Annotated in this window: 27 protein-coding genes and 2 pseudogenes; 16 read left to right on the top strand and 13 right to left on the bottom strand. The window is 72.3% G+C overall.

Annotation, left to right across the window (positions count from 1 at the left end):
- Positions 1-5 precede the first annotated feature (5 nt).
- Positions 6-1,421 (top strand): tetratricopeptide repeat protein, encoded by a 1,416-nt coding sequence (locus FIV44_RS29695; protein ID WP_181410888.1) that lies wholly within the window; start codon positions 6-8, stop codon positions 1,419-1,421.
- 95 nt (positions 1,422-1,516) lie between these two features.
- On the opposite strand, the gene FIV44_RS29700 is transcribed toward FIV44_RS29695, so the two are convergent.
- The 3 genes and pseudogenes from FIV44_RS29700 to uvrA all read right to left on the bottom strand — a co-directional run bounded on the left by FIV44_RS29700 (position 1,517) and on the right by uvrA (position 5,480).
- Complete coding sequence (locus FIV44_RS29700) at positions 1,517-1,939, bottom strand: Rieske (2Fe-2S) protein (RefSeq protein WP_141007585.1); 423 nt, start codon at positions 1,937-1,939, stop codon at positions 1,517-1,519.
- Positions 1,936-2,430, bottom strand: a complete 495-nt coding sequence (locus FIV44_RS29705; protein WP_141007586.1) for a Rieske (2Fe-2S) protein — start codon at positions 2,428-2,430, stop codon at positions 1,936-1,938. Before FIV44_RS29705 ends, FIV44_RS29700 begins: the two co-directional genes overlap by 4 nt.
- Before the next feature lie 33 nt (positions 2,431-2,463).
- Positions 2,464-5,480, bottom strand: a pseudogene (gene uvrA / locus FIV44_RS29710) (excinuclease ABC subunit UvrA).
- Between the two features lie 135 nt (positions 5,481-5,615).
- On the opposite strand from uvrA, the gene FIV44_RS29715 reads away from it, so the two are divergent.
- From FIV44_RS29715 to FIV44_RS29725, 3 genes are read left to right on the top strand one after another with little or no spacing between them, the layout of a single operon-like run.
- Entirely contained in the window at positions 5,616-5,987 is a 372-nt protein-coding gene (locus FIV44_RS29715; RefSeq protein ID WP_181410889.1) for a maleylpyruvate isomerase N-terminal domain-containing protein, read from the top strand.
- Positions 5,987-6,319, top strand: coding sequence for a DinB family protein (locus tag FIV44_RS29720; protein ID WP_141007588.1), 333 nt, complete (start codon positions 5,987-5,989; stop codon positions 6,317-6,319). The genes FIV44_RS29715 and FIV44_RS29720 overlap by 1 nt, the downstream gene beginning before the upstream one ends.
- A complete protein-coding gene (locus FIV44_RS29725; RefSeq protein WP_141007589.1) occupies positions 6,316-6,987 on the top strand; it encodes an MBL fold metallo-hydrolase in 672 nt (223 codons plus the stop codon). Before FIV44_RS29720 ends, FIV44_RS29725 begins: the two co-directional genes overlap by 4 nt.
- A gap of 24 nt (positions 6,988-7,011) precedes the next feature.
- Here the strand turns inward: FIV44_RS29725 and FIV44_RS29730 are convergent, their stop codons facing one another.
- A complete protein-coding gene (locus FIV44_RS29730) occupies positions 7,012-7,245 on the bottom strand; it encodes a hypothetical protein (protein WP_141007590.1) in 234 nt (77 codons plus the stop codon).
- 5 nt (positions 7,246-7,250) lie between these two features.
- On the opposite strand from FIV44_RS29730, the gene FIV44_RS30975 reads away from it, so the two are divergent.
- Together FIV44_RS30975 and FIV44_RS29735 are read left to right on the top strand one after the other, a co-directional pair.
- Complete coding sequence (locus FIV44_RS30975; protein ID WP_181410890.1) at positions 7,251-7,400, top strand: hypothetical protein; 150 nt, start codon at positions 7,251-7,253, stop codon at positions 7,398-7,400.
- Positions 7,397-7,927 (top strand): NUDIX hydrolase, encoded by a 531-nt coding sequence (locus FIV44_RS29735; protein ID WP_246086715.1) that lies wholly within the window; start codon positions 7,397-7,399, stop codon positions 7,925-7,927. Before FIV44_RS30975 ends, FIV44_RS29735 begins: the two co-directional genes overlap by 4 nt.
- Here FIV44_RS29735 and FIV44_RS29740 read toward each other — a convergent pair.
- Positions 7,911-8,519: a DNA-3-methyladenine glycosylase I gene (locus FIV44_RS29740; RefSeq protein WP_141007591.1), complete on the bottom strand. Its 609-nt coding sequence runs from the start codon at positions 8,517-8,519 to the stop codon at positions 7,911-7,913. The two genes, FIV44_RS29735 and FIV44_RS29740, sit on opposite strands and share 17 nt — an antisense overlap.
- Positions 8,520-8,708: 189 nt before the next feature.
- Between FIV44_RS29740 and FIV44_RS29745 the strand changes: the two genes are divergently transcribed.
- Complete coding sequence (locus tag FIV44_RS29745) at positions 8,709-9,059, top strand: VOC family protein (protein WP_219996223.1); 351 nt, start codon at positions 8,709-8,711, stop codon at positions 9,057-9,059.
- 128 nt (positions 9,060-9,187) lie between these two features.
- On the opposite strand, the gene FIV44_RS29750 is transcribed toward FIV44_RS29745, so the two are convergent.
- Genes FIV44_RS29750 through FIV44_RS33450 form a run of 4 tightly spaced genes read right to left on the bottom strand, consistent with a single transcriptional unit; the run spans position 9,188 to position 11,749 of the window.
- On the bottom strand, positions 9,188-10,285 hold the full coding sequence (locus tag FIV44_RS29750) for a ferredoxin--NADP reductase (protein ID WP_141007592.1): 1,098 nt from the start codon (positions 10,283-10,285) through the stop codon (positions 9,188-9,190).
- Between the two features lie 26 nt (positions 10,286-10,311).
- Entirely contained in the window at positions 10,312-10,614 is a 303-nt protein-coding gene (locus FIV44_RS29755) for a hypothetical protein (RefSeq protein WP_141007593.1), read from the bottom strand.
- A complete protein-coding gene (locus FIV44_RS33445; RefSeq protein WP_281285783.1) occupies positions 10,614-11,096 on the bottom strand; it encodes a hypothetical protein in 483 nt (160 codons plus the stop codon). Before FIV44_RS33445 ends, FIV44_RS29755 begins: the two co-directional genes overlap by 1 nt.
- Positions 11,054-11,749: a 3-ketosteroid-9-alpha-monooxygenase, oxygenase component gene (locus FIV44_RS33450; protein ID WP_281285784.1), complete on the bottom strand. Its 696-nt coding sequence runs from the start codon at positions 11,747-11,749 to the stop codon at positions 11,054-11,056. Before FIV44_RS33450 ends, FIV44_RS33445 begins: the two co-directional genes overlap by 43 nt.
- Positions 11,750-11,822: 73 nt before the next feature.
- On the opposite strand from FIV44_RS33450, the gene FIV44_RS29765 reads away from it, so the two are divergent.
- From FIV44_RS29765 to FIV44_RS33765, 4 genes and pseudogenes are all read left to right on the top strand, one after another.
- Positions 11,823-13,013, top strand: coding sequence for an acyl-CoA dehydrogenase family protein (locus FIV44_RS29765; protein WP_141007594.1), 1,191 nt, complete (start codon positions 11,823-11,825; stop codon positions 13,011-13,013).
- An 18-nt stretch (positions 13,014-13,031) separates the two neighbouring features.
- Complete coding sequence (locus FIV44_RS29770; protein ID WP_141007595.1) at positions 13,032-14,045, top strand: acyl-CoA dehydrogenase family protein; 1,014 nt, start codon at positions 13,032-13,034, stop codon at positions 14,043-14,045.
- Between the two features lie 7 nt (positions 14,046-14,052).
- Positions 14,053-15,032, top strand: a pseudogene (locus FIV44_RS33455) (AMP-binding protein); the annotation flags it as partial.
- A gap of 99 nt (positions 15,033-15,131) precedes the next feature.
- A complete protein-coding gene (locus FIV44_RS33765) occupies positions 15,132-15,560 on the top strand; it encodes an AMP-binding enzyme (protein ID WP_246087081.1) in 429 nt (142 codons plus the stop codon).
- Positions 15,561-16,069: 509 nt separating this feature from the next.
- Here FIV44_RS33765 and FIV44_RS29785 read toward each other — a convergent pair.
- Positions 16,070-16,684, bottom strand: coding sequence for an SDR family oxidoreductase (locus FIV44_RS29785; RefSeq protein WP_141007596.1), 615 nt, complete (start codon positions 16,682-16,684; stop codon positions 16,070-16,072).
- Between the two features lie 129 nt (positions 16,685-16,813).
- Here FIV44_RS29785 and FIV44_RS29790 point away from each other — a divergent pair, with 129 nt between their 5' ends.
- From FIV44_RS29790 to FIV44_RS29810, 5 genes are read left to right on the top strand one after another with little or no spacing between them, the layout of a single operon-like run.
- Entirely contained in the window at positions 16,814-18,400 is a 1,587-nt protein-coding gene (locus FIV44_RS29790) for a circularly permuted type 2 ATP-grasp protein (RefSeq protein ID WP_141007597.1), read from the top strand.
- Positions 18,394-19,320: an alpha-E domain-containing protein gene (locus tag FIV44_RS29795; RefSeq protein ID WP_141007598.1), complete on the top strand. Its 927-nt coding sequence runs from the start codon at positions 18,394-18,396 to the stop codon at positions 19,318-19,320. The genes FIV44_RS29790 and FIV44_RS29795 overlap by 7 nt, the downstream gene beginning before the upstream one ends.
- Positions 19,321-19,349: 29 nt before the next feature.
- The gene (locus FIV44_RS29800) at positions 19,350-20,183 is read left to right on the top strand and encodes a transglutaminase family protein (protein WP_141007599.1); all 834 of its coding nucleotides are present in this window, start codon (positions 19,350-19,352) and stop codon (positions 20,181-20,183) included.
- A 52-nt stretch (positions 20,184-20,235) separates the two neighbouring features.
- The gene (locus FIV44_RS29805) at positions 20,236-20,559 is read left to right on the top strand and encodes a hypothetical protein (RefSeq protein ID WP_141007600.1); all 324 of its coding nucleotides are present in this window, start codon (positions 20,236-20,238) and stop codon (positions 20,557-20,559) included.
- Positions 20,529-20,882, top strand: coding sequence for a hypothetical protein (locus tag FIV44_RS29810; RefSeq protein ID WP_141007601.1), 354 nt, complete (start codon positions 20,529-20,531; stop codon positions 20,880-20,882). Before FIV44_RS29805 ends, FIV44_RS29810 begins: the two co-directional genes overlap by 31 nt.
- Positions 20,883-20,897: 15 nt before the next feature.
- Here FIV44_RS29810 and FIV44_RS29815 read toward each other — a convergent pair whose 3' ends face one another.
- From FIV44_RS29815 to FIV44_RS29825, 3 genes are read right to left on the bottom strand one after another with little or no spacing between them, the layout of a single operon-like run.
- Positions 20,898-22,358, bottom strand: coding sequence for an LVIVD repeat-containing protein (locus FIV44_RS29815; RefSeq protein WP_141007602.1), 1,461 nt, complete (start codon positions 22,356-22,358; stop codon positions 20,898-20,900).
- Between the two features lie 14 nt (positions 22,359-22,372).
- Positions 22,373-23,479, bottom strand: coding sequence for an NAD(P)H-dependent flavin oxidoreductase (locus tag FIV44_RS29820; protein WP_141007603.1), 1,107 nt, complete (start codon positions 23,477-23,479; stop codon positions 22,373-22,375).
- On the bottom strand, positions 23,479-25,110 hold the full coding sequence (locus FIV44_RS29825) for an acyl-CoA synthetase (protein ID WP_141007604.1): 1,632 nt from the start codon (positions 25,108-25,110) through the stop codon (positions 23,479-23,481). The genes FIV44_RS29820 and FIV44_RS29825 overlap by 1 nt, the downstream gene beginning before the upstream one ends.
- Positions 25,111-25,134: the final 24 nt, after the last annotated feature.

Raw genomic sequence — 25,134 nt, forward strand, 5'->3', positions numbered from 1 at the left:
GACTTATGCGATGTCGGGATGCCTACGGTTACGACCTCACCACCGGACCGCTCGCCGCCGCGGCGTACGTCGACGGGGTGCGGGACCTGCTCCGGCTGCGCACCGGCGCGGCCGACCGGATCGCCACCGCCATCGCCCTCGACCCGACCTTCGCCCTCGGGCATGCCGCGCTCGCCCTGCTCGGCCACGAGATGTGCGTCCAGGTCGACATCGCCGCCCGGCTCGCCGACGCCCGCCTGCACGCCGGCCGCGCGACCGAGCGCGAGCGCAGCCACGTCCACGCCGTCGAACGGCACCTGCGTGGCGACGGCGCTCCCCTCATCGCCCACCTGGCGGCGTACCCGCGCGACGCGCTGCTGCTCTCGGTGGCCATGCCGACGATCGCGTTCGCCGGCGTCACCGACGTGCCCGAGCAGGCGTGGCGGATCGTCGAGGACGCGGCGCCGGCGTACGGCGACGACCCGTGGATCACCGGCCTGATGGCCTTCGTGCGCCAGGAGCAGCGACGCTTCGACGAGGCGATGGAGCTGTCCTGCCGCTCGCTCGCGCTCGAGCCGGCCGGCGGCCACGCCGCGCACGCGCGGGCGCACGCGCACTACGAGACCGGCGACCACGCCGCCGGGCTGGCCTGGATGGACGCCTGGATCGTCGGCGACGGCGCCGCCACCGACAGCCTCACCCACTTCTCCTGGCACGCCGCGCTGCACGAGCTGTCGATCGGCGACCTCGACGCGGTGCGGGCGCGGTACGAGACCCAGCTCCAGCCGCGGCACGCCGTCGGCTGCCGCGCCCTCGTCGACAGCGGGTCGCTGCTCTTCCGCTGGGCGATCACGCCGGACGCCACCGACGTACCCACCCTCGACGAGGTCGTCGCCGTCACCGGCCGCGGTGTGCTGGAGCGGCCCGGCACCGCCTTCCTCGGCCTGCACGCCGCCGTCGCGCTGCTCGCCACCGGCGACCGGGTCGGGCTGCGCAACCTGGCCACCTGGTGCGCGGCGCACCCCAACCCGACGCACCGCGAGGTCGTCGCACCCCTCGCCGCCGCGCTCGGCCTGCTCGCCGCCGGGCGCTGCTCCGCGGCCGCCGACCGGCTCGCCGCCCTGGCCTCCTCGACCTGGCGGCTCGGCGGATCCGACGCCCAGCGGGAGATCGTCGAGGAGGCCCGGATCGCGGCGCTGCTGCGCGCGGGACGGTACGACGAGGCGCGCCGGGTGCTCGACGACCGGCTGGACCGGCGGGTGTCGCCCCGCGACCAGCGGTGGCGGGCGACCGCCTCCTCGCCCGGGATCGCCGCCCCGCGCCGGCCCGAGCCGGGGGCTTCCGGGCGTCCGGGTGGGCCGCCGAATGTTGCGGTTTGGTCCCAAACCGCAACAATTCCGGCCCGAGACATGCAGTCTCTGCCCAATCGAAACAGGTTCTAGCGCCCCGCACTCGCGCCCCGCAGCCGACCTCCCGGCCGCCCGACCCACTCGTGCACCCGGCCCGCGGACCGGCCACGAGCGCAGGTCGCCGACGCTCAGGCGGCCAGGATCCGGTCGCCCTCGACGGTGATGTCCACCTTCGCCAGGGCGGACGGCGCCGGGCCGCCCTCGACCTCGCCGGTGCTCGCCGAGTAGGACGACCCGTGGTTGGCGCAATGGATCGTGCCGTCCTCGACCGAGGTGACCAGCAGGCCCTGGTGGGTGCAGACGGCGGTGAACGCCTCGAAGGTGCCGGCGCTCGGCTGGGTCAGCACGACCTTCTCGTCGGCCAGGATGAGGCCGCCGCCGACGGGGACCTCGGAGGTCGCGGCGAGCTCGGTGCCGGCGTCCACCGCAGGGCCGGACGAGCTGCCCCCGCCGCTGCCGGCGCAGCCTCCGAGCGCGGTGGCGACGCCGAGCGCGCCGAGGCCGGAGAAGACGATGCGGCGGTTGGCCCGGACCTCGGCCAGCGACCTCACGAGCGCTGGACCTGGCCGTCGACGAGGGTGACCGCGACCGAGGCCAGCGGGCCCGACGCCGGGCCGCCCTCGTTGGAGCCGTCGCTGATGGAGAAGGTGCTGCCGTGGCAGGGGCAGACGATCTGGCCGCCGGTGACCGAGCCGACCAGGCAGCCCTGGTGGGTGCAGATCGCCTCGAACGCCTTGAAGTCGCCCGCCGCGGGCTGCGTGACGACGAGCTCCTCGTCCTCGAGGATCACCCCGCCGCCGACCGGGACCTCGTCGGCGGCGACCAGGCCGTCCAGGGCGCCTCCGTCGGGCGCGGTGGACGCGGTGTCGGTCTCGGCGGGTGGCGCCGAGGACGGGTCGGCCGACGGCGCGTCCGAGCTCGGGTCGCCCGCGGGGTCGTCCGCCGTCGAGCCGTCGTCCCCGCAGGCGGCGAGCAGGGGTACGCCGACGCCCAGGGTCGCGGCACCGGCCAGGGCACGTCTCCTGCTCACCGAGGAAGTCATGGCGTCAGGCTACGGGCGCTGTCTGAGAGCGAGCTAGGACTTCGCCCTGGCCGTGCTCTTCCGGGCGGCGGTCTTCTTGGCGAGCGCCGCCTTCTTCGCCGGCGCCGCCTTCGTCGCCATCGCCCTCTTCGCGGGTGCCTTCTTGGCGGGCGCCTTCTTCGCCGGCGCTGCCGCCGCCCGCTTCGGTGCCGACGGCTGCAGCGCGGCCCGCCCGTCGAGCAGCGGCCGGAGGAACTGCCCGGTGTAGCTGCTCGGCGTCGCGGCGATGTCCTCGGGCGTGCCCTCGGCGACCACGGTGCCGCCGCGCGAGCCGCCCTCGGGACCCATGTCGATCAGCCAGTCGGCGGTCTTGATCACATCGAGGTTGTGCTCGATGACCAGGACCGTGTTGCCCTTGTCGACCAGGCCCGACAGCACGCCGAGAAGCTTGCGGATGTCCTCGAAGTGCAGGCCCGTGGTCGGCTCGTCGAGGACGTAGACCGTGCGCCCGGTCGACCGCTTCTGCAGCTCCGCCGCCAGCTTGACCCGCTGCGCCTCGCCGCCGGAGAGGGTGGTCGCCGGCTGCCCGAGCCGGACGTAGCCGAGGCCGACCTCGGTCAGCGTCTTCATGTGCCGCGCGATCGGCGGCACCGCGGCGAAGAACTCCTGGGCCTCCTCGATCGGCATGTCGAGGACCTCGGCGATGGTCTTGCCCTTGTAGTGGACCTCGAGCGTCTCGCGGTTGTAGCGGGCGCCGTGGCAGACCTCGCACGGGACGTAGACGTCCGGCAGGAAGTTCATCTCGATCTTGATCGTGCCGTCGCCGGCGCACGCCTCGCAGCGCCCGCCCTTGACGTTGAACGAGAACCGGCCCTGCTGGTAGCCGCGCATCTTCGCCTCGGGCGTCTGCGCGAACAGCTTGCGGACGTGGTCGAACACCCCGGTGTACGTCGCCGGGTTGGAGCGCGGCGTACGCCCGATCGGCGACTGGTCGACGTGGATCACCTTGTCCACGTGCTCGAGCCCGGTGATCTTCTGGTGCCGCCCGGGGATGGCGCGGGCGTTGTAGATCTGCTTGGCCAGCGAGGTGTAGAGGATGTCGTTGACCAGGGTCGACTTGCCGGACCCGGAGACGCCGGTGACCGCGGTGAAGACGCCGAGCGGGAAGGCGACGTCGACGTTCTGGAGGTTGTGCTCGCGGGCGCCGATCACCTTGAGCTCGCGGCCCTTCGTGCGCGGGCGGCGTACGGCGGGCACGGGGATCTCGCGGCGCCCGGAGAGGTACTGCCCGGTCATCGAGTCCGGGTGCTCCAGGAGCTCCTTGACCGTGCCGGAGTGGACGACCTGGCCGCCGTGCTCGCCGGCGCCGGGCCGATGTCGACGATCCAGTCGGCGACCCGGATGGTGTCCTCGTCGTGCTCGACGACGATGAGGGTGTTGCCGAGGTCCTTGAGCCGGACCAGGGTCTCGATCAGCTTCTGGTTGTCGCGCTGGTGGAGGCCGATGGACGGCTCGTCGAGGACGTAGAGGACGCCGACCAGGCCGGCGCCGATCTGGGTCGCCAGCCGGATCCGCTGCGCCTCGCCGCCCGAGAGCGAGCCCGACGGCCGGTCGAGCGAGAGGTAGTCGAGGCCGACGTCGAGCAGGAAGTTGAGCCGCTCCTGGATCTCCTTGAGCACCCGCTCGCCGATCTGCCGCTCGCGGGCGGACAGGTCGAGGTCGGCGAGGTAGGCGGCCGCCTCGTTGATGGGCAGCGCGCAGACCTCGGCGATGTTCTTGCCGCCGCGGTCGCGCGGTCCGAGGGTGACCGCCATCGACACCGGCTTGAGCCGGCTGCCGGCGCAGACCGGGCACGGGACCTCGCGCATGAAGCCCTCGAACCGCTCGCGACTCGTGTCGCTCTCGGCCTCGCGGTGCCGGCGCTCGACGTACGTGCGGACGCCCTCGAAGTCGGCGTAGTAGGACCGCTCGCGGCCGTAGCGGTTGCGGGTGACGACGTGGACCTTGGTCGGGTGGCCCTCGAGGATCGACTTGCGCGCCTTCGGCGCGAGCTGCTCCCAGGGGGTGTCGACGTCGAAGCCGAGCTCGTCGCCGAGCGCGATCAGCAGGCGGCCGAAGTAGTCGGCGACGTGGGCGTGGCTCCACGGCTGGAGCGCGCCCTCGGCGAGGGTCGCCGTCGGGTCGGGTACGACGAGCTCCGGGTCGACCTCCATCCGGGTGCCGAGGCCGGTGCAGGCCGGGCAGGCGCCGAACGGCGAGTTGAAGGAGAACGAGCGCGGCTCGAGGTCGTCGGTCTCGATGGGATGCTCGTTGGGGCACGCCATCTTCTCGGAGAACCTGAGCTCCTGGCCGGAGTCGACCAGGTCGAACACGACCAGGCCGCCGGCCAGCCCGAGCGCGGTCTCGACCGAGTCGGTGAGCCGGCGCTTGGCCGACTCCTTGACCGCGAGCCGGTCGACCACGACCTCGATCGTGTGCTTGTACTTCTTGTCGAGGGTCGGCGGGCTGTCGAGGTTGTGGGTCTCGCCGTCCACGCGGGCCCGGGAGAAGCCCTGGGCCTGGAGCTGGCGGAAGAGCTCCACGAACTCGCCCTTGCGGCCACGGACGACCGGCGCCAGCACCTGGAACCGGGTGCCCTCCTCGAGCGCCAGCATCCGGTCGACGATCTGCTGCGGGGTCTGCCGCTCGATCGGCGCGCCGCACGTCGGGCAGTGGGCGCGGCCGGCGCGGGCGTAGAGCAGGCGGAGGTAGTCGTAGACCTCGGTGATCGTGCCGACCGTCGACCGCGGGTTCTTGCTCGTGGACTTCTGGTCGATGCTGACCGCCGGCGAGAGTCCCTCGATGAAGTCGACGTCGGGCTTGTCCATCTGGCCGAGGAACTGGCGGGCGTACGCCGAGAGCGACTCGACGTACCGCCGCTGGCCCTCGGCGAAGATCGTGTCGAACGCCAGGCTCGACTTGCCCGAGCCGGAGAGGCCGGTGAACACGATCAGGGAGTCGCGGGGAAGGTCGATCGAGACGTCCTTGAGGTTGTGCTCGCGTGCCCCGCGGATGATCAGCTGATCGGTCACTACCGGTCCTTCTCCTCGAAGGTAGACGTGTTCGAACAAGTGTTCGCCATGGTACGTCGGCAGGCAAGTCGCCACGCACGGGAACCACCTTCTCACCCACCGCCGACAACGATATTTCGCGGGCATGATGGGCGCGTGACCTCCACCTCCTCCGCCCTGGCCTCCGCCACCGGCCGGCTGCTCGCCACCGCCCGTGCCCTGCCCGCCGAGGCGTGGCCCGCCCCGTCCCTGTGCGCCGGGTGGACCCGCGCCCACGTCCTCGCCCACCTCGCGCTCAACGCGGAGGGGCTGGCCGGCGTTCTCCGCGGGTTCCGCGACGGATCGCCGGTGACGATGTACCCCTCCGACGAGGCGCGCGACGGCGACATCGACGTGCTGGCGGCCGAGCCCGCCGGCGTCGTACTCGATCGGCTGGTGGCCGGGTGCGCGGCGCTCGACGAGGTGGTGGACGTCGCCGAGGGGCTGGCTCGGGGCACCACCTTCGAGCGCACCCCGGCGGTCGGCTGATGCCCGCGGACGCGGTGCCGTTCCTCCGGCTGCGGGAGGTGGAGATCCACCACGCCGACCTCGGCGCCGGGTACTCCTGGGCGGACTGGCCGATGGACACCGCGCGACAGTTCCTCAGGGATGACGGTGACCGCTGGCGGTCCGAGGGCTTCCACGTCGAGGCGACCGACGCCCGCTACAGCTGGACCTTCGGCTACGCCGCCGCCCGCGGACCCGGCACCCACACCGTGACCGGCCCGATCCGGGCACTCGCATGGTGGGCCACCGGCCGCGACCCCGGCTCGGTACTGTCCAGTTCGGAAGGAACGCTGCCGAGCCTGGAGGGACGATGAGCTACACCGGAGAGGTCACCGTCGGCGGGTCCGCCGACGTCCGCGAGCTGGCCGGGCTGACGATCACCAAGGTCGCCGTCGACGAGAAGATGTCGAACAACTGCTACCTGCTGCGCTGCGCCTCGACCGGCGACCAGGTCCTGATCGACGCCGCCGCCTCCCCGGAGGTCCTGCTGCCCCTCATCGGCACTGACGGGCTGACCGCGGTCGTCACGACGCACCAGCACTGGGACCACCACCGGGCGCTCGCGGACGTCGTACGGGAGACCGGCGCCTCCGTCGTCGCCGGCCAGCCCGATGCCGACGCCATCACCGAGCAGACCGGCGTCGCCGTCGACCGGCGGGTCACCGACGGCGACACGGTCGCCGTCGGCTCCTGCGAGCTCGAGGTCATCCGGATCACCGGCCACACCCCCGGCTCGATCTGCCTGCTCTACCGCGACCCCTCCGGTCCGGCGCACCTGTTCACCGGCGACTCGCTCTTCCCCGGCGGTGTCGGCAACACCTTCGGCGACGCCGACGCGTTCGCCACGCTGATCGACGACGTCGAGACCAAGCTCTTCGGCACGCTCCCCGACGACACCTGGTTCTACCCCGGCCACGGGAACGACTCGACGCTCGGCGTCGAGCGGCCGCACCTGGCGGAGTGGAGAGAGCGGGGTTGGTAGTCGATCTCCACAGCCGTACCGCGATCAGGGGACTCCGTCGGCAGCACGAGATAGCCTTGCACCATGGTCGATCCGGTTCTCCTCGAGCAAGTTGTCAGGCTCAGCGCTGACGACCGACGTGAGCTGTTCGAGGCAGCGCAGGACGCTCTGGATCCGGCCCTGGCGGATCAGATCGACGAGCGACAGGCGGTCGCCGTCGCCGAGCCCGGCGCAGGCCGGACCTGGGAGCACTTCCGCGCGGAGCTCCGTGAGCAGCACGGCCGTTGAGCGGCGCGACACGCGCGATGCACATGCACGCGCACTTCCCGTACAGCGTGCTGTACGTCGTGCACGAACATCTTGACGTCGTCGACCTGACGATCTTCCTTCACGACCGCCAGGATCGGCACGGCCTGCTGCCGAGGTTCTCTTGAGTCCCGAAGAGAAGCAGTCCGGAGCGCCGGTGGACGAGCAGGTCGCGCTGTACGGCACCGTCGGGCGCCCGACGGGCGAGGTCGCACCGCGGTCCGAGGTGCGGGCCCGCAACCTGCGTCACGCGGCGACGCTGGTGGTCGTCCGCAACGCCGCCGGGCAGGTCTACGTCCACCGGCGCACCGAGACCAAGGACGTGTTCCCGGGGCGGTACGACTTCGCGGCCGGCGGCGTGCTCCAAGCCGGTGAGGTCCCGTACGACGCGGCGGTGCGCGAGGCCGCGGAGGAGCTGGGCGTGACCGGCGTCGCGCTGCAGCCGTGGGGCGAGGGCGACTACGCCGACGAGGACACGTCGTACCACGCGTTCGCCTACACGTGCGTGTACGACGGCCCGATCACCTGGCAGCCCGAGGAGGTCGCGTGGGGTGCGTGGGTGACGGTCGAGGAGCTGCGGGAGATGGTGGCGACGAGGCCGTTCGTGCCGGACACGCTCGCCCTCCTCGGGAGCCGGATCATGCCGGAGGCGTGAACGCCGCCCGCGCGGCGGCGACCTCGTCCCGGGTCACGCACCCCGCCACGTGGTCGTTGACCAGTCCCATCGCCTGCATGAACGCGAACGCCGTGGTGGGTCCCACGAACCGCCACCCGCGCCTCTTCAGGTCCTTCGACATCGCGACCGCGGCGGGCGAGGTGGTCAGGGTCTGCGGGTCGCCGAGCTCCTCGACGGGAGGCTCGAACCCCCAGAAGTACGCCGCCAGGGAGCCCCGCTCCGCGACCAGCTCGGCCGCGCGGGCGGCGTTGTTGATCACGGCCTCGATCTTGCCGCGGTGGCGGATGATCCGGGCGTCGCCGAGCAGGCGCTCGACGTCGCGCTCGTCATAGGCCGCGACGACCTCGGGGTCGAAGCCGGCGAACACCTCGCGGAAGGCCGGCCGCTTCACCAGGATGGTGCGCCAGCTCAGGCCGGACTGGAAGCCCTCGAGGCTGACCTTCTCGAACAGCCGCTGGTCGTCGGCGACCGGGAATCCCCACTCGGTGTCGTGGTAGGCGGGGAACTCGGGGGCGGAGACCGCCCACGGGCAGCGGGGCAGGCCGTCGGGCCCGGGCACGGCAACGCTCATGCCGAGACCCTCCCACGCCGCCGACAGACCCGCAGACAGACCCGCCCACAGATCCGCCGACAGATCCGCCCACAGATCCGCCCACAGGCCGCCGGCACACCACCGGCAGAGACCCGCCGACCGACCGCTGTCGGCGGGCGCCGCTAGCGTCCCGAGCACCCCAACCGGAGCAGACCCAAGGAGCCTCCCATGCCCGTCCTCCAACCCGCCATGATCACCGTCGACACGACCGACGCCCTACCGCTCGCCCGGTGGTGGGCCACGCAGACCGGCGGCGAGATCCTCGAGGAGAACGACGGCTGGTTCGTCGTCGTCGCCCTGCCCGCCGGGCCCCGGCTGGGCTTCCAGAAGGTCGCGGACCCGACGCCGGGCAAGAACCGGCTGCACGTCGACTTCGTCGCCGACGACCTGGACGGGGCCGTCGCCCTGCTGCGGGAGGCCGGGGCGGGCCATGTCGGCGACCGCGAGATGCCCGGGTTCCGCTGGGTCACGCTCAGCGACCCGGACGGCAACGAGTTCTGCGTCGCCGGCAAGGAGTAGCGATCCGGGGAGTAACGATCCGGCCGTCCGCGCACATGTAGTCGGTGAGGGCCGTCACACGGCGCTCACCGGCCGCCGGCTGCATCCTCGGGGGGTGCAGCGGGCGGCCGCTCCCAACGAGGGCCGCGCTAGGAGTAGCTGACCTTCACGGTGTCGGTCAGCGGGACGGACTGGCAGCCGAGCCGGATGCCGTCCTCGAGGTCCTCCTTGTCGAGGACGTCGTTGTGGAGCATCCTGACGTCGCCCTCGATCAGCCGGATGGCGCAGGCGGAGCACTCGCCCTCGCGACAGGAGTACGGCGCCTTGACGCCCTTGCTCTCGAGGAAGTCCAGCAGCTTGGTGCGCGGGTCCCAGTCGTCGAAGGTGAACTCCTCGCCGTCCAGCTCGACCTCGATCTTGACCGGGCCGGCCGGGGCGTCGGCGAACACGTCCGCCGCCGACCCGTCCTCGTCGGACTCGGCGAGGGCGATCTCCTCCTCGGCCTGCTGGAGCTCGGCGATGTCGCCGAACGGGTTGCCGCCCAGGGAGACGAACTTCTCCTGGTGGCGCAGGCTGCGCGGGACCTCGAGCTCCTTGAGCACGGTGGTGACCATCTTCATGAACGGCGCGGGACCGCACACGAACGAGTCGAATCCGCCGTACTGCGCGCAGAACGCCCTCATCTGCGCCTCGGTCGGGATGCCCTGCACCGACTCCAGCCAGTGGATCACCTGCAGCCGGTCGGGGTGGTCGGCGGCGAGCCGGGTCAGCTCGGAGGCGAAGATCACCGAGCTCTCGTCGCGGTTGGCGTAGAAGACGACGATCCTCCCCGACCCGTGCGCCAGCGCGGTGCGGGTGATCGACATGATCGGCGTGACGCCGGAGCCGCCGGCGAGGAGCAGCAGGTCGGCGTCGATCGAGGAGGGCGTGAAGATGCCGGACGGCGGCAGCACGCGCAGCGTGTCGCCGACGGCGAGGTTGTCGCAGATCCAGTTCGAGGCGTACCCGTCGGCGGTGCGCTTGACGGTGACGGTGAGCGGCCCGCCGTCGTGGGGGCTGCTGGACAGCGAGTAGCACCGGGCGGCGATGCCGGTCTGGGTGCTCGGCACCGCCACGGTCAGGAACTGGCCGGGCCTGTAGGCGAACTTCTCCTCCGCGCCCGCGGGCACGCCGAAGCTGATCGACTTCGCGTCGGCGGTCTCCTCGACCACGTCGACGACGTCCAGCACGAAGGACTCGATGTCCACAGAACTCCCCTACGAGTAAAGATGGCTCAGTAGCCGTCGTACGCGCCGATCGGGACATCGCCGGCCCGAACCGCGTCCTCGATGCTAGCCATCATCCGCGGGCACGGCTTGTGCACGTCCCGCCTTCCGGGCGACTCGCCTCGTCGCTGGAACTCTTGACAATCCGCCTGAGATCGTCCACTCCACTGGACGGAGGTGTGGTGCTCGCTGTTCTTCTTGACCAGCACCCGGGCCAGGCAGTCGAGGCAGGCCACCTCCACCAGCCGGGCCTCGGTGTAGAGCCGCTGGTCCTCGACGGTGTCGGGGCTGGTGGGGACGAAGGAAGCCATCAGTGGTGGGCGTGCTCGCCGTCGGCCGCCATCTTCGCGAGGTTCTCGGCCACCTCCGCGTGCCAGTACTCGTTGGCCTTGGTGGTGTCGACCTCGAACTCGAAGCGGTCGGTCATCTCCGGCTTGACGTCGGCGATGTCGGTGTAGAACTGCTCGTACCACCGGCGCAGCTGGTAGACGGGACCGTCCTCCTCGCAGAGCAGGGGGTTCTGCACGGCTACCTTGTTCTCCCAGATCGCCACGTCCTGGAGGAAGCCGTCGCCGAAGGACTTGGTGTAGGCCTCGGCGATGTAGTCGACCGACTTCTCGTCGAGCCCCTCGGGCTTGCGCACGCTGATGCCGTACTGCAGCCGGAAGCTCTCCGGGCCGGTCGGGATGTGGCAGTTGATGAGGATGACCTCGGTGACGAAGCCCTTGTAGTCGACCTCCAGCCAGTTGATCATGTACGACGGGCCGTAGTAGGTGGCCTCGGAGCGCAGCATCGAGTCCTCGCCGCTGTAGCCGCCCCGGCCTTGTCCGGGCGCCCCTTCGACTCCATGAACTGGGTGGCGGTGTGGCCCTCGAAGATGTTGCGGAAGCTCGTCGGGAAGGCGAAGTGCACGTAGTAGAAGTGCGCCATGTCCGCGACGTTGTCGATCAGCTCGCGGCAGTGGGAGCCGTTGATCTCCTTCACGTGCCACGACCACGGCGTGTACTTGTCCGTCATCACGTCGGGCAGCTCCGGCGGCAGCAGGTCGTGGTCGGCCGCGGACCCCTCGGGGTCGTTCCAGATCAGCAGCTGCCCGTTGCGCACGGAGGTCTCGTAGCGCTGCGTGCGCGCGCGCAGCGGCACCCGGCGGGCGTACGGGATCTCCTTGCACTTGCCGTCGCCGCTCCAGCGCCAGTCGTGGAAGGGGCAGGCGATGTGGTCGCCCTTGACCTCGCCCTGGGTGAGATCGCCGCCCATGTGACGGCAGAAGCCGTCGAGGACCTTGAGCTCGCCCTGGGAGTCGGCCCACACCACGAGCTTGGTGCCGAAGCCCTCGATCGCGTGCGGCCTGCCGTCGCGGAAGTCCTCGGCGAGTCCGAGGCAGTGCCACCCGCGCGCGAAACGGATGGGCGCATTCCCCTGATCCAGAAGTCGGGTGTCGGTCATGTAGAACACGTTACAGTTTTGCCGTTAGACTGACAACAACCGGCCCACCCCCGGAACCGTCACAGGAGACCCGATGCACATCGACCTGGAGCCGCAGCAGCTGGCCCTGCGCGACGAGCTCCGCGCGTACTTCGCCGAGCTCGTCACCCCCGAGATCCGCGCCGGCCTGGCCTCGGCCACCGGCGAGTTCGGCGAGGCGAGCGTCTACAAGGACGTCATCCGCCAGATCGGCAAGGACGGCTGGCTCGGGATCGGCTGGCCGAAGGAGTACGGCGGGCAGGCGCGCTCGATGGTGGAGCAGCTCATCTTCACCGACGCCGCCGCCATCGCCGGCGTGCCGATCCCGTACCTGACGCTCAACACGGTCGGCCCGACGATCATGCGCTTCGGCAGCGACGAGCAGAAGGAGTACTTCCTCCCCAAGATCCTCGCCGGCGAGCTGCACTTCTCGATCGGCTACTCCGAGCCGGGCTCCGGCACCGACCTCGCCTCGCTCAGGACCAAGGCGACCCTCGAGGGCGACGAATGGGTGATCAACGGCCAGAAGATGTGGACCTCGCTCATCCAGTACGCCGACTGGCTGTGGCTGGCCTGTCGCACCGAGCCCGACGCCCCGCGCCACAAGGGCCTGTCGATGATCCTGGTGCCGGCCGACGCACCCGGCCTCTCGTACACGCCGGTGCACACCGTCGCCGGGGTCGGCACGTCGGCGACGTACTACTCCGACGTCCGCGTCCCCGCCTCCAACCTGATCAGCGAGCGCGGCGGCGGCTGGGCGCTGATGACCAACCAGCTCAACCACGAGCGGGTGGCCCTCACCTCGGCCGCTCCCCTGGTCCACTCGCTGCAGCTGGTGCGGGACTGGGCCGCCGAGACCCGCGACCCCGACGGCTCCCGGGTCATCGACACCGAGTGGGTGCAGATCGCGCTCGGCCGCGCGCACGCCCGGGTCGAGGCGCTCTCGCTCATCAACTGGAAGCTCGCGGCCGACGCCGACCACGGCGTACCGCTCTCCCCCGCGGAGGCGTCGGCGACCAAGATCTACGGATCCGAGCTGGCGACCGAGGTCTACCGCTCGCTGATGGAGATCGTCGGGCCGCACGCCGGCATCACCGGGGACTCGCCCGGTGCCGTGCTCGCCGGCCGGCTGGAGCGCTACCACCGCTCCGCCCTCGTGATGACCTTCGGCGGCGGCACCAACGAGATCCAGCGCGACATCATCGGGTACGTCGGCCTCGGCCTGCCCGCCGCCAAGCGAGCCTGAGCGCCGAAGGAGCAGACCATGGACTTCCTCTTCACCCCCGAGCAGGACGAGGCCGCCGAGCTCGCGGCGCGGATCCTCGCCGACAAGACCACCAACGAGCGGCTCAAGGAGGTCGAGGCCGGCGGCGACCGGTTCGACCGCGACCTGTGGGCGACGCTGGGCGAGGCCTTCGACTGGGCCGACCTGGACCTGATCACCCTCGCCCGGGTGCTCGTCGAGGTCGGCCGGCACATCGCGCCCGTCCCACTGGCCGTGCACGCCGCGTGCACGACACTGCTGGCCGGCGCGGGCCTGAGCGCCGATCGCGGGCTCTACGCCGCGGCCGTCGCCGAGGAGCGTGCTCACCTGCCGGCCGCGCCGACCGTGACGGCGTCCGCGGACGGCGCCCTCACCGGCACCAAGACCCTGGTCCGGGCCGGTATGGCCGCGGACGCGCTCCTCGTGACCGCGACCGGGCCGGACGGCGTGGGCGTCTACCTCGTCGACGCCTCCGCCGAGGGCGTCGAGCGGGTCGCGCAGCGGACCAGCGACGGCGACGCCGCCGCGCTGATCACCTTCGCCGCCACGCCGGCGGAGCGGGTCGGCGACGCCGCGGCGGCCGAGCGCCTGGGCCGGCTGCTGGTCGCGCTGTCGGCCGCCGAGCAGCTCGGCGTCACCGAGGGCGCGCTGCGGCTGACCTCGGAGTACGCCAAGACCCGCGAGCAGTTCGGCCGCCCGATCGGGACCTTCCAGGCCGTCTCGCAGCGGCTCGCCGACGGGTTCATCGACGTCCTCGGCCAGCGGCTCACGCTCTGGCAGGCGGTCTGGCGGCTGCAGGAGGGACGGCCCGCCGCGACCGAGGTCGCCACCGCGAAGCTGTGGGCCGCCGACGCCGGCCACCGGATCGCGCACACCACCGTCCACGTCCACGGCGGCGTCGGCATCGACCTCGACGGCGAGGCGCACCGCTACTTCACCAGTGGCAAGCGGTTCGAGTTCCTCTTCGGCGGCGCGACCGAGCAGGCGCTGGCGATCGGCCGCTCCTTCGCGTGACCGCCACGTGACGGTTCGCGACCTGCTGCTCGCCCGCGCCGAGGACGAGCGGCCGGCGCTGCGCTGGCGGGAGGCAGGCGCGGCCCGGTCGCTCTCCTGGCGCGAGTACGTCGCCGCGGCGGCCCGGCTGGCCGAGCGGCTCGAGGCGCGGCTCGATCGCGGACGGCCGCCGCACGTCGGCGTCCTGCTGCCCAACGGGCCGGCCTTCGCGCTGCACCTCGCGGCCGCGGGTCTCGGCGGGCACGTCCTGGTCGGGCTCAACTCCACGCGCCGGGGCGCGGCCCTCGACGCCGACATCGCGAAGGCGGACTGCCAGGTCGTGGTCGACTCCCCCGCTCCGGCGATGGAGTCGCTCGCCGGGGCCGCCGTGCCGGTCCCGGACGCCGCGCCCACGCCGGACTCGCTGTTCATGCTGATCTTCACCAGCGGCACCAGCGGCTCGCCCAAGGCCGTCAAGATCACCCACGAGAAGATCACCCGGCCCGGCACCCACCTCGTCGGACGGCTCGGGCTGACGCCCGACGACGTGCACTACGTGTCCATGCCGCTGTTCCACTCCAACGCGGTGATGGCCGGCTGGGCGCCCGCCCTGACCACCGGCGCGGCGTTCGCGGTCGCGCCGTTCTCGGCGAGCGGCTTCCTCCGCGACGTACGCGACTTCGGGGCGACGTACGCGAACTACGTCGGCAAGCCGCTCACCTACGTGCTGGCCACCCCGAGCACCCCGACGACGGCGACAGCCCACTGCGGCTGGTGTTCGGCAACGAGGCCAACGAGGGGGACATCGCCGCCTTCGGCCGGCGGTTCGGGTGCGAGGTCGTCGACTCCTACTCGTCCACCGAGAACGCCGTCATCGTCCAGCGGCGCCCCGGCATGCCCGCCGGGGCGCTCGGGATGCCGCTCGACGGCATCAAGGTGCTCGACCCCGAGACCGGCGAGGAGACGCCGGACGCGGTCTTCGACGGTGCCGGACGGCTGGTGAACCCCGACGAGGCGATCGGCGAGCTGGTCAACACCGCCGGGGCGGGCGCCTTCGCGGGCTACTACAACGACGAGGCCGCCGAGGCGGAGCGGATGCGCGGCGGGATGTACTGGTCGGGCGACCTCGCCTACCGCGACGCCGACGGCTGGGTCCACTTCGCCGGCCGCACCGGCGACTGGCTGCGCGTCGACGGCGAGAACCTCGCCGCCGCCCCGATCGAGCGGATCCTGCTGCGCCACCCCGCGATCGGCGAGGCGGCCGTGTACGCCGTACCCGACCCGAGGGTCGGCGACCAGGTCGCCGCCGCGCTGATCCTGCGCGGGCCGCTGACGCCGCAGGGCCTCGAGGAGTTCCTCGCCGCCCAGGACGACCTGTCCGCCAAGGCCTGGCCGCGGTTCGTGCGGGTCGTCGACGCGCTGCCGCGCACCGCCACCAACAAGGTGGTCAAGCGCGAGCTCGCCGCCGCCGGCGTCGACCCGGCCGGTGGCGGGGTGTGGGTGCGGGACGAGCGCGGGACGTCGTACGCGTCCTAGATGATCGATGCACGGGCATCGCACGCTCCCACTCCGGGTGGGCGGTCCGCAGGGCGTTGTAGGCCGCGGCGACCTCGTCCGGGATGTCGACGTGGGCGATGAAGCCGGACCCGCGGGGCCCGTAGCCGTGTCCGTCGTCGCGGTCTCGAGGAGGACCTCGTCGATGCCGTGGCTCGCTCGCAGCCACGACGCCATCAGGTCCGCCTCGCTCGTGGTCCGTCCCTCGGGAGAGCTCGGGTCGACGCCGAGAGCCGCGAGCAGCGCGTCCGTGGTGTGGCCGCGACCGCCGACGAGCATCAGGGTCCCGGCCCGCCCGGCGACCACCGCGTCGGCCGCGACCTGCCAGGTCCGCGGCATCGAGCCGCCGAACAGGAGAACCAGGTCGACCCGGTCCGGCCACGGATCCTCCAGCGCCAGCCAGGCCGCGATGGTGTCCAGGTTCGCCTGGCTCCCTGAAGTGACGTCCGGCCCGCGCGCCGGGCCCGGGCCGTCGTTCGTCACCGACCGGCTCAGCCCGCGTAGGGGATCTCGGTCCGCCAGTCGTCCTCGTCCTGGTCGATCGCGGCCCGCAGCGCCCTGGCGACGTTGTCGGGCGCGAACGGTCCCTCGTCCTTCAGCAGGCCTCGCACCGTGACCGACACGGCCCGGATGCCGTCGTCCTTCAGGACGGCGTCGATGCTGTGGACCAGGTTCTGGACGCCGGCCTTCTGCACGCCGAGCGAGGCGGCGCCGAACCACGGCGTGTCGGCGGCCATGCTGCCGGTGACGGTGACCCGGCCGCCGGGCCCCATGAACGGGCGGGCGGCCTGCAGGACGGGGAGCAGGGCGCCGACGCCGAGGCGGACGTCCTCGAGCAGCTCGTCGACCGTGAGCGAGAGCGGGTCCTTCTCGCGGTAGGCGGACGGGTTGAAGTGGACGACGTCGAGGTGGCCGACGTGCTCGCCCATCCGGGTGACCGCGGCCCGGGTCGCGGTGTCGTCGGTGAGGTCGACCAGCGTCGAGCCGGCGGTCGCGCCCGCGGCCTCGACGTCGGCGCGCAGGGCGGCGAGCACGTCCTCGTCGGCGCCGAGCAGGCCGACGCTGCCGCCCTCGGCGGCGTAGAGGCGGGCGAGCGAGCCGCTCACCCCGGGCCGGCTCCGGCGATCAGCACGTTGCGCGTCATGTGATCAATCTAATGACACGCCGGATACCCCCGTGCGCGGGTGTGACGCCGGCGAAACACGGCGGTGACACCGCGTCCCTAGCGTTCGGCCATGGCAACGGCGGTGGAGTGGGCGCCCGACCACGGCACCCGGGCGTACGACGAGATGTACGACGGCGCCGCGGTGCGCCCCGAGTACGACGCCCTCCGCTCCTCGCTCGACACCCTCGACGGCGCCGACCTGCGCTCGCGCATCGACACCCTCGCGACGTCGTACCTCGACCAGGGGGTGACCTTCGACATCGGCGGGGAGGAGCGGGCGTTCCCGATCGACATCCTGCCGCGGATCATCGGCGCCGACGACTGGGCCCGGATCGACGCCGGCGTGCAGCAGCGGGTGCGGGCGCTGGAGGCCTTCCTCGCCGACGCGTACGGCGTCGGGCGGGTCTTCGCGGACGGCGTGCTCCCCCGCAGCGCAGTGGTGTCGTCGGGCGCGTTCCACCGCGAGGCCGCCGGCATCGTGCCGGTCAACGGCGTCCGCTGCCACGTCGCGGGCACCGACCTGATCCGCGACGAGGACGGCCGGTTCCTCGTGCTCGAGGACAACGTGCGGGTGCCGTCGGGCGTCTCCTACGTGATGACCAACCGGCGCGCGATCGGCTCGGTGCTGCCGGAGGTCATGTCGGCGCACCGGATCCGGCCGGTGGCGGGCTACCCGCAGGCGCTGCTCGCGGCGCTCCGCGCGGCGGCGCCGGCCGGCGTCGCGGACCCGACCGTCGTCGTGCTGACCCCCGGCGTGTACAACAGCGCCTACTTCGAGCACGCACTGCTCGCCCGCACCATGGGGGTGGAGCTGGTCGAGGGCCGCGACCTGGAGTGCCGCCGCGGCCGGGTGCTGATGCGCAGCACCCGCGGCCTGGAGCCGGTGCACGTGATCTACCGGCGGGTCGACGACGAGTTCCTCGACCCGGTGCAGTTCCGGGCCGACTCGATGCTCGGCTGCCCCGGGCTCGTCAACGCCGCCCGCGCCGGCAATGTCACCCTCGCCAACGCCATCGGCAACGGGATCGCCGACGACAAGCTCATCTACACCTATGTCCCCGACCTGATCCGCTACTACCTCGGCGAGGAGCCGGCGCTGCCCAACGTGGAGACCTGGCGGCTCGGCGACGACGCCGCCCGCGAGGAGGTGCTCGACCGGCTGGACGAGCTGGTGCTCAAGCCGGTCGACGGCTCCGGCGGCAAGGGCATCGTGATCGGCCCGGCCGCGTCCCGGAGCGAGCTCGACCGGCTGCGCGCGGAGATCTGCGCGCACCCGCGCGCCTGGATCGCCCAGCCGGTCGTCAGCCTGTCGACCGTCCCGACGTACGCCGACGGCGCGATGCGGCCGCGGCACGTGGACCTGCGTCCGTTCGCGGTCAACGACGGCGACCGGGTGTGGGTGCTGCCGGGTGGGCTGACCCGGGTGGCCCTGCCCGAGGGCGAGCTGATCGTGAACTCCTCGCGCGGCGGCGGCTCCAAGGACACCTGGGTGCTGGCGGGGCGGACGACCCGTCCCGTGCCGGCGTCCGCGCCGGCGGCCGTCGTACCTGCTCCCGAGCAGGCGTCGCCCCAGGTCGCGGGCCCGGCGCTGCGCGACCTCACCGGCCGGCAGGCCCAGCAGGAACAGCAGCAGCAGACGGGGCCCGGGCCGTGCTGAGCCGGATCGCGGAGTCGCTGTTCTGGATCGGGCGGTACGTCGAGCGGGCCGACGACACCGCCCGCATCCTCGACGTGCAGACCCAGCTGGTGCTGGAGGACCCGGCCGCCAACGAGGCCGCCACCTGCCGCGCGGTGCTGTCGATCATGGGCGCGCGCCCGCCGGGCGACGACGACCTCGACGTGACGCGCCTGGTCGAGCTGCTCGCCCACGACCAGTCCTCGCCGGAGTCCATCGCCGCCTGCCTGCAGGCGGCGAGGGAGAGCGCGTGGCGAGCGCGCGAGACGCTGTCCGAGCCGCTGTGGGTGGCGATCAACACGACGTACCGCGCGATCGACTCCGGCTCGTTCCGCGCGATGCGCCGCGACCGGGGGCTGCGCTGGGTGCGCGACCAGGCGGCGCTGATCAACGGCACCGCGGACGCGACGATGACCCGGGACGAGGGCTGGCAGTTCTTCGTCCTCGGCCGGACCCTCGAGCGGGCGGACATGACCGCGCGGCTGCTGGCCAGCGCCGCGCTCTCCCCCGGCCACGCCTGGACCACCACGCTGCGGGCGTGCGGGGCGCACGAGGCGTTCCTGCGGGCCCGGCGCGGGCTGGAGATCGACCGGGAGGTCGTGGGCTTCCTGCTCCTCGACCGGCTCTTCCCCGGCTCGGTCGCCTACTCCGTGACCGGCGCCGAGCGGTGCCTGGCCAATCTCGAGTCCGACGCCCATCGCGCCGGCGTGGAGAGCGATGCCCGCCGCATCCTGGGGCGGGCCCGCTCGGAGCTGGAGTACCGCTCGGTCAACGACCTGCTCGCGGACCTGCCCGGCGCCATGGACCGCTTCCAGCGCTCGTGCGCGGCCGCCACCGACGCCATCACCCGCCACTTCTTCGCCGGCTCCGAGGCGCTCGCCTGGCACGGCACCCGGCAGTGAGGGCGGTGCCGACAGTGAGGAACCCGACCATGCAGCTCCGGATCGCGCATGTCACCGGCTTCGAGTACGACGGGCTGGTCAGCGCGTCGTACAACGAGGCCCGGATGACGCCGCAGACCGCCGCCCGCCAGACGGTCACCCACTCCCGGGTGGAGGTGGAGCCGCACCCGTGGGCGCAGACCTATCGCGACTACTGGGGGACGATGGTGACGGCCTTCGAGGTCCTCGCGCCCCACCGCGAGCTCGTGGTGACCGCCACCTCCGTCGTCCGGACCGAGGCGGCGCCGCCGGCCGGGCCGGTCGTCTCCTGGGAGGACCTCGCCGCTCCCGGCGACGACCTCGGCGAGTACCTCGCCCTCACCGACCGGGTCCGTCCCCCGGCCGACCTGGCCGCCCTGACCCGCGGGCTGGTCGCCGACGGCGCCGCACCGGCCGAGGTCGCCCGCGAGGTCTGCCGGCTGGTCCACGACGGCGTCGAGTACCGCCCCGGGTCGACCGACGTGCACGCGGAGGCCGCGACCGCCTGGAGCCAGCGCAGCGGCGTGTGCCAGGACATCGCGCACCTCACGGTCGGCGCCCTCCGCCAGGCCGGGATCCCCAGCCGGTACGTGTCCGGCTACCTGCTGCCCCGCACCGACCCGGTCGTCGGCGAGGAGACCCACGGCGAGTCGCACGCGTGGGTCGAGTGGTGGGCCGGCGGCTGGCAGGCCTACGACCCCACCAACGACCAGCCGCCCGGCGAGCGCCACGTCGTGGTCGCCACCGGGCGCGACTACGCCGACGTGCGCCCGCTCAGCGGCATCTACACCGGCGCGGGCACCTCGCGGATGTTCGTCGACGTGCAGATCACCCGGCTGGCCTGATCACGACCGATCCCTACTGTCGCGGAGGCGGTCCGGGCCCCATCATGCGTCCATGCGCATCCCTCGACGCTGGCTCGTCGCCGTCCTGACCCTGCTCCTGGTGGCCGGGACCGCGACCATCACGTACGCCGCGACCACCGCCGCCCCCGACACCGTCACGGTCTGCGCCACCAAGGCCGGAGTCGTGCGCGGCGCCTCGAAGAAGGGCGCGTGCCCGAAGGGGACCAAGCCCCGCGCCATCGCCCCCGCCGCACCGGCGTCCGGCCCGCAGGGCGTCCCGGGACCCCAGGGCCTGCCGGGACCCCAGGGCCTGCCGGGACCCCAGGGGCCCAGGGACCGGGGACGGTGGACTTCGACCGGGCGTTCAGCACGGTGAACGGCAGCCACGGGACGATCGCCGCGCTGGACGGCCTCACGGTGAGCGCCGCGTGCGACGCCTACGGGCCGCGCTTCACCGCCGCGTACGCCGGCGGTCCGGTGATGCGCATCGGCGGGATCCTCGGATTCGGCCCGTCGGGCACGACCGCCCAGGTGGTCGCCAGCACGAGCACCATCTACTTCAGCAACGTGAGCCCGACGAGCGCCATCGTCGGCACCCTGTGGTTCACCGACCTGAGCACCCATCGCACCGTCGGCCTGGAGATCACGGCCACCCAGTCGGGCACCGACTGCGCCTATGCCGGCCAGCTGATCCCCTGAGCCCGCTGCCGGAGCTCAGTCGAGCAGGTCCTCCACGCCGTTGGTCAGCCGGACGACGTAGAAGCCGCTGGTGCCGTCGGTGTACCAGACGGCGTCCCCGGCCGGGTCCCACGCGGGCTGGGAGAGCGCGCTCGCGCCGCCCTTCGCCGGCTTGTTGAAGTACGCCACCTCACGGGGGTGCCGGACGTCGCTGATGTCGAAGATCCGCAGGCCGGACCCGATCATCGAGCAGGCGGCGAGCTTCGGCGCCTCGCGGGTCGGGACGGAGCAGTAGTGGGCGGAGTAGCCGCCGATGGGCAGGCCCGAGCCCGGGTCGGACAGGACCTCCTGGGTCCGGTTCTCCCGCTGGTGCACCTCGAGCCGGATGTCGGAGACGACCGCGGGCACGCTCGGGTCGGTGACGTCGATGATCCGCGCACCCCCGACCGGGCCGTTGCGGAAGTCCACGGTCCAGCCGTCCCCGAACCAGTCGGTGAACTCGTCGACCTCGAGCACGTACCGGCGTCCGTCGCGGTGGAACGGCTCGGCGACCTGCGGGATGGAGATGCCGGGCCAGTCGACCTCGCCGAGCAGGGAGATCGACGGCCGCGGCGCCCGGGCCTGGACCTCGGAGACGTCGTAGACCTGCAGGCTCGGGTCGTCGAGCACGGCGTTGGCCGACGGAGTGCCCATGTTGGCGACGTACATGGTGGCGCCGTCGTCGGAGAACCGCAGCCCGTGGGCGACGACGCCGGCCTTGGTCATCAGGGTCCGGGGCCGGCGCGGGTCGGTCAGGTCGACGGCGGTCATCGTGAAGCCGGCCGCGCCCGCCGTCCAGAAGGTGTTCCCGTCGGGCGCGAAGCCGCTCTCGTGCCCGAGGACGCCGGAGAGCGTGGTCGAGAGGAGCCGCGGACGGCGGCAGTCGGTGCGCACGTCGTACACGTCGAGCACGCCGGGCGCGGTGGCGAGCGTCCCGAGCACGCCCACCAGCAGGCCGCGCTCCGCGTTGACCAGCAGCGACTCGTGCGGGCTCAGCATCGCGGGCGTGATCAGGTTGGCCGTCTTGCGCGGGTGGGCGGGGTCCGACATGTCGAGGACGACCACCCCGAGGCCGGTGCCGTTGAGCAGGTTGCCGACGACGTCGAGGCCGAGCATCCGGGTGGAGTCGTAGAACGCGCAGGTGTGACCCTGGGCGTCGGTGTAGCGCAGCGTCTTGAACCCGCCGGTGGATCCGTGGTGGCCGACCTCCACGGTGTTGCAGGTGTAGCCCTGCTGGGCCCGGCCCGAGGCGAAGTCCGCCTTCGGGGCGCGCCCCTGCAGCGCGGTGGTCTCCGGGCGGGAGCCGGGTCCGCAGGTCGCCTCGGCCACCGGCTGCGGGACCGCGGGCGGGTCGGCGGCCGCGGCGAACGCGCCGCCCACCAGGACGGCGGCCGCGGCCAGCGCCACGCTCACCCGTCGTCGTACCGGGTCGCCGATCCAGCCGCGCACCGTCCCCATGGCGTTCCCCTTCGTCAGATGCCGGCGATCCCGTCGAGCTTCTTCACCGTCGCCTCGAACTCGGCGACCAGCTCGCCGATCACCTCGGCGACCGGCCGCACCTCGTTCATCCGGCCCACGATCTGGCCGACCGGCATCGAGATCACGTCGGGGTCGCCGGAGGCGTTGATCCGGTTGTGGGCGTCGGCGACGAGGAGGTTCTGCAGCGGCATCGGCAGGGGCGCCGGCGCGCCCTCCTCCGACCACGCCTCGGTCCACTTCGTCTTGAGCAGGCGCGCCGGCTTGCCGGTGTAGATCCGGGTGCGCACCGTGTCGGACGAGGTCGCCCGCAGGAAGGCGGTCTCCCAGCCCTTGTTGCCGGCCAGGTTGCGGTACTCCTCGGTGCCGAGCCAGATCGAGCCGGTCCACACGCCCTGCGCGCCGAGCGCGAGCGACGCGGCGATCTGCCGCCCCGAGCCGATCCCGCCGGCGCCGAGGACGGGGACGTCCGGGCCGACCGCGTCGACGATGTCGGGCGTGAGCACCATGCTGGCGATCTCGCCGGTGTGTCCGCCCGCCTCGTAGCCCTGGGCGATGATGATGTCGACGCCGTTGGCGACGTGGCTGAGCGCGTGCTTCGGCGCGCCGGCGAGCGCGGCGACCTTGAGGCCGGCCTCGTGGCACTGCTCGATGACGTCGACCGGCGGCGAGCCGAGCGCGTTGGCGATGAGCACCGGCCGATGCTGCAGCGCGACGTCCACGTGGGAGCGTGCGACCGAGTGCAGCCAACCGAGGACGCCCTCGCGGCCCTCGCCCTCCGGCAGCGGTGGGACGCCGAGCTCGAGCAGGGTCTCGTCGACGAACCTCCGGTGCTCCTCGGGGATGTACGACGACAGGTCGGCCGAGGTGCCCTCGGTGGGGATCTTCATCGGCATGACCACGTCGACGCCGTACGGCCGGCCGTCGGTGTTGTCGTCCATCCAGGTCAGCACGCGGTCCAGCTCGTCGGTGTCGTTGAACCGGACGCAGCCCAGCACGCCGAGGCCACCGGCGCGCGACACGGCCGCGGCGACGTGCTCCGACGGGGTGAAGGCGAAGATCGGGTGGTCGATGCCGAAGGCATCGCACAGCGCGGTGCGCATCAGGCGTTCTCCCCTACGTTCGTCCGGTCGGCCAGGGCGAGCTCCTTGGCCCGCGGGTACTGCGCCTTGCCGGTGGCGTTGCGCGGGATCTCCTCGACGATGGTCAGCGCGCGCGGGAGCTTGTAGCCCGAGAGATGGGCGCGCAGGAAGGTGCGCAGCTCCTCCAGCTCCACGGTGTGACCGGGGCGCGGCTCGACGACCGCGGCCACGCACTGGCCGTACTTCTCGTCGGGCAGGCCGACCACCAGCACGTCGTACACGCCTGGGTGGGCCTTGATCGCCTGCTCCACCTCCTCGGGGTAGACCTTCTCACCGCCGGTGTTGATGCAGTTCGAGCCGCGGCCGAGCAGCGTGATCCGGTTGCCCTCCTCGATCCGGGCGTTGTCGCCGGGGATGGAGTAGCGGACGCCGTCGATCTCGACGAAGGTCCTCGCGGACTTCTCGGGGTCCTTGTAGTAGCCGACCGGGACGTTGCCCGAGCGGGCGGTGCGGCCGATCTTGCCGACGTCCGTGGCCGGGTCGAGGATCCGGTCGTCGTCGCCGATGATCACCGTGGTCGGCGGCAGCGAGATGACCGGGCCGTCCGTGGACAGCGCGCTCGCGTCCTGCAGGCCGGTGCCCTGGAAGCCGGTCTCCGACGAGCCGACGGAGTCGGTGAAGACGGCGTTCGGGAAGTGCTTCATCCAGCGCTCCTTCACCGACTTGGAGAAGATCGCGGCGCTGGAGGCGATGGCGAAGAGGGTCTGGCCGTCGAAGCCGCCCTCCTCGTAGGCGTCGATCAGCGGGACCGCCATCGCGTCGCCGGTCATGAAGAGCATCTGCACGCCGTGCTGGTCGACGAGCTCCCAGGTCCGGACCGGGTCGAACTTGGGCTCGAGGATGGTGACCTGGCCGGCGAAGAGGTGCATGAGCAGCGAGGCCTGGGCGCCGCCGTGCATCAGCGGGCTGAGCGGGAGCGTGACGAGGCTGTCCTGCAGCGCCTTCTTCGACTGGTCGTACTCCTCCAGCGGCTCGGACGTCATGAAGTCGATGCCGCCGCCGAGCACCCGCCAGAAGTCCTCGTGGCGCCACATGACGCCCTTCGGGAATCCGGTCGTGCCGCCGGTGTAGATGATGTGGATGTCGTCGGGGCTGCGCTCGCCGAAGTCGCGCGCGTCGGACCGGCCGGCCAGGGCCTCCTCGAGGGTGACGCCGCCGTACGACGCGATGTCGCTCGCGTCGTCCGGCTCCAGCGGGTTCGGGACCGCGATCACCGCCTTCATGGCGCCCACCTTCGGCAGCACCTCGGCGACCAGCGGCGCGTAGACCCGGTCGTGGACCAGACCGACCAGGTCGGCGTTGTCGAAGAGGTACTCGAGCTCGCCGGCGACGTACCGGTAGTTGACGTTGATCGCCACGGCGCGGGCCTTGAGGATCCCGATGAGGGCGATGACGTGCTCGATGCTGTTCTTGGCGTAGAGGCCGACGTGGTCGCCCGGACCGATGCCCTGGGCCTGCAGGTAGTGGGCGAGCCGGTTGGACTGCGCCTCCAGCTCGGCGAAGGAGATGACGCGGTCCCCCACCTGAACGGCGGGCTTGTCGGGCACGGCGTCGACGGCGTGTTCGAAGAGATCGGCGATGTTCAGGGCCACGCGCCGACAGTAGAACACGTTTCA

Origin of the sequence: Nocardioides humi (genome assembly GCF_006494775.1) — a bacterium.
Classification (GTDB): Bacteria; Actinomycetota; Actinomycetes; order Propionibacteriales; family Nocardioidaceae; genus Nocardioides; species Nocardioides humi.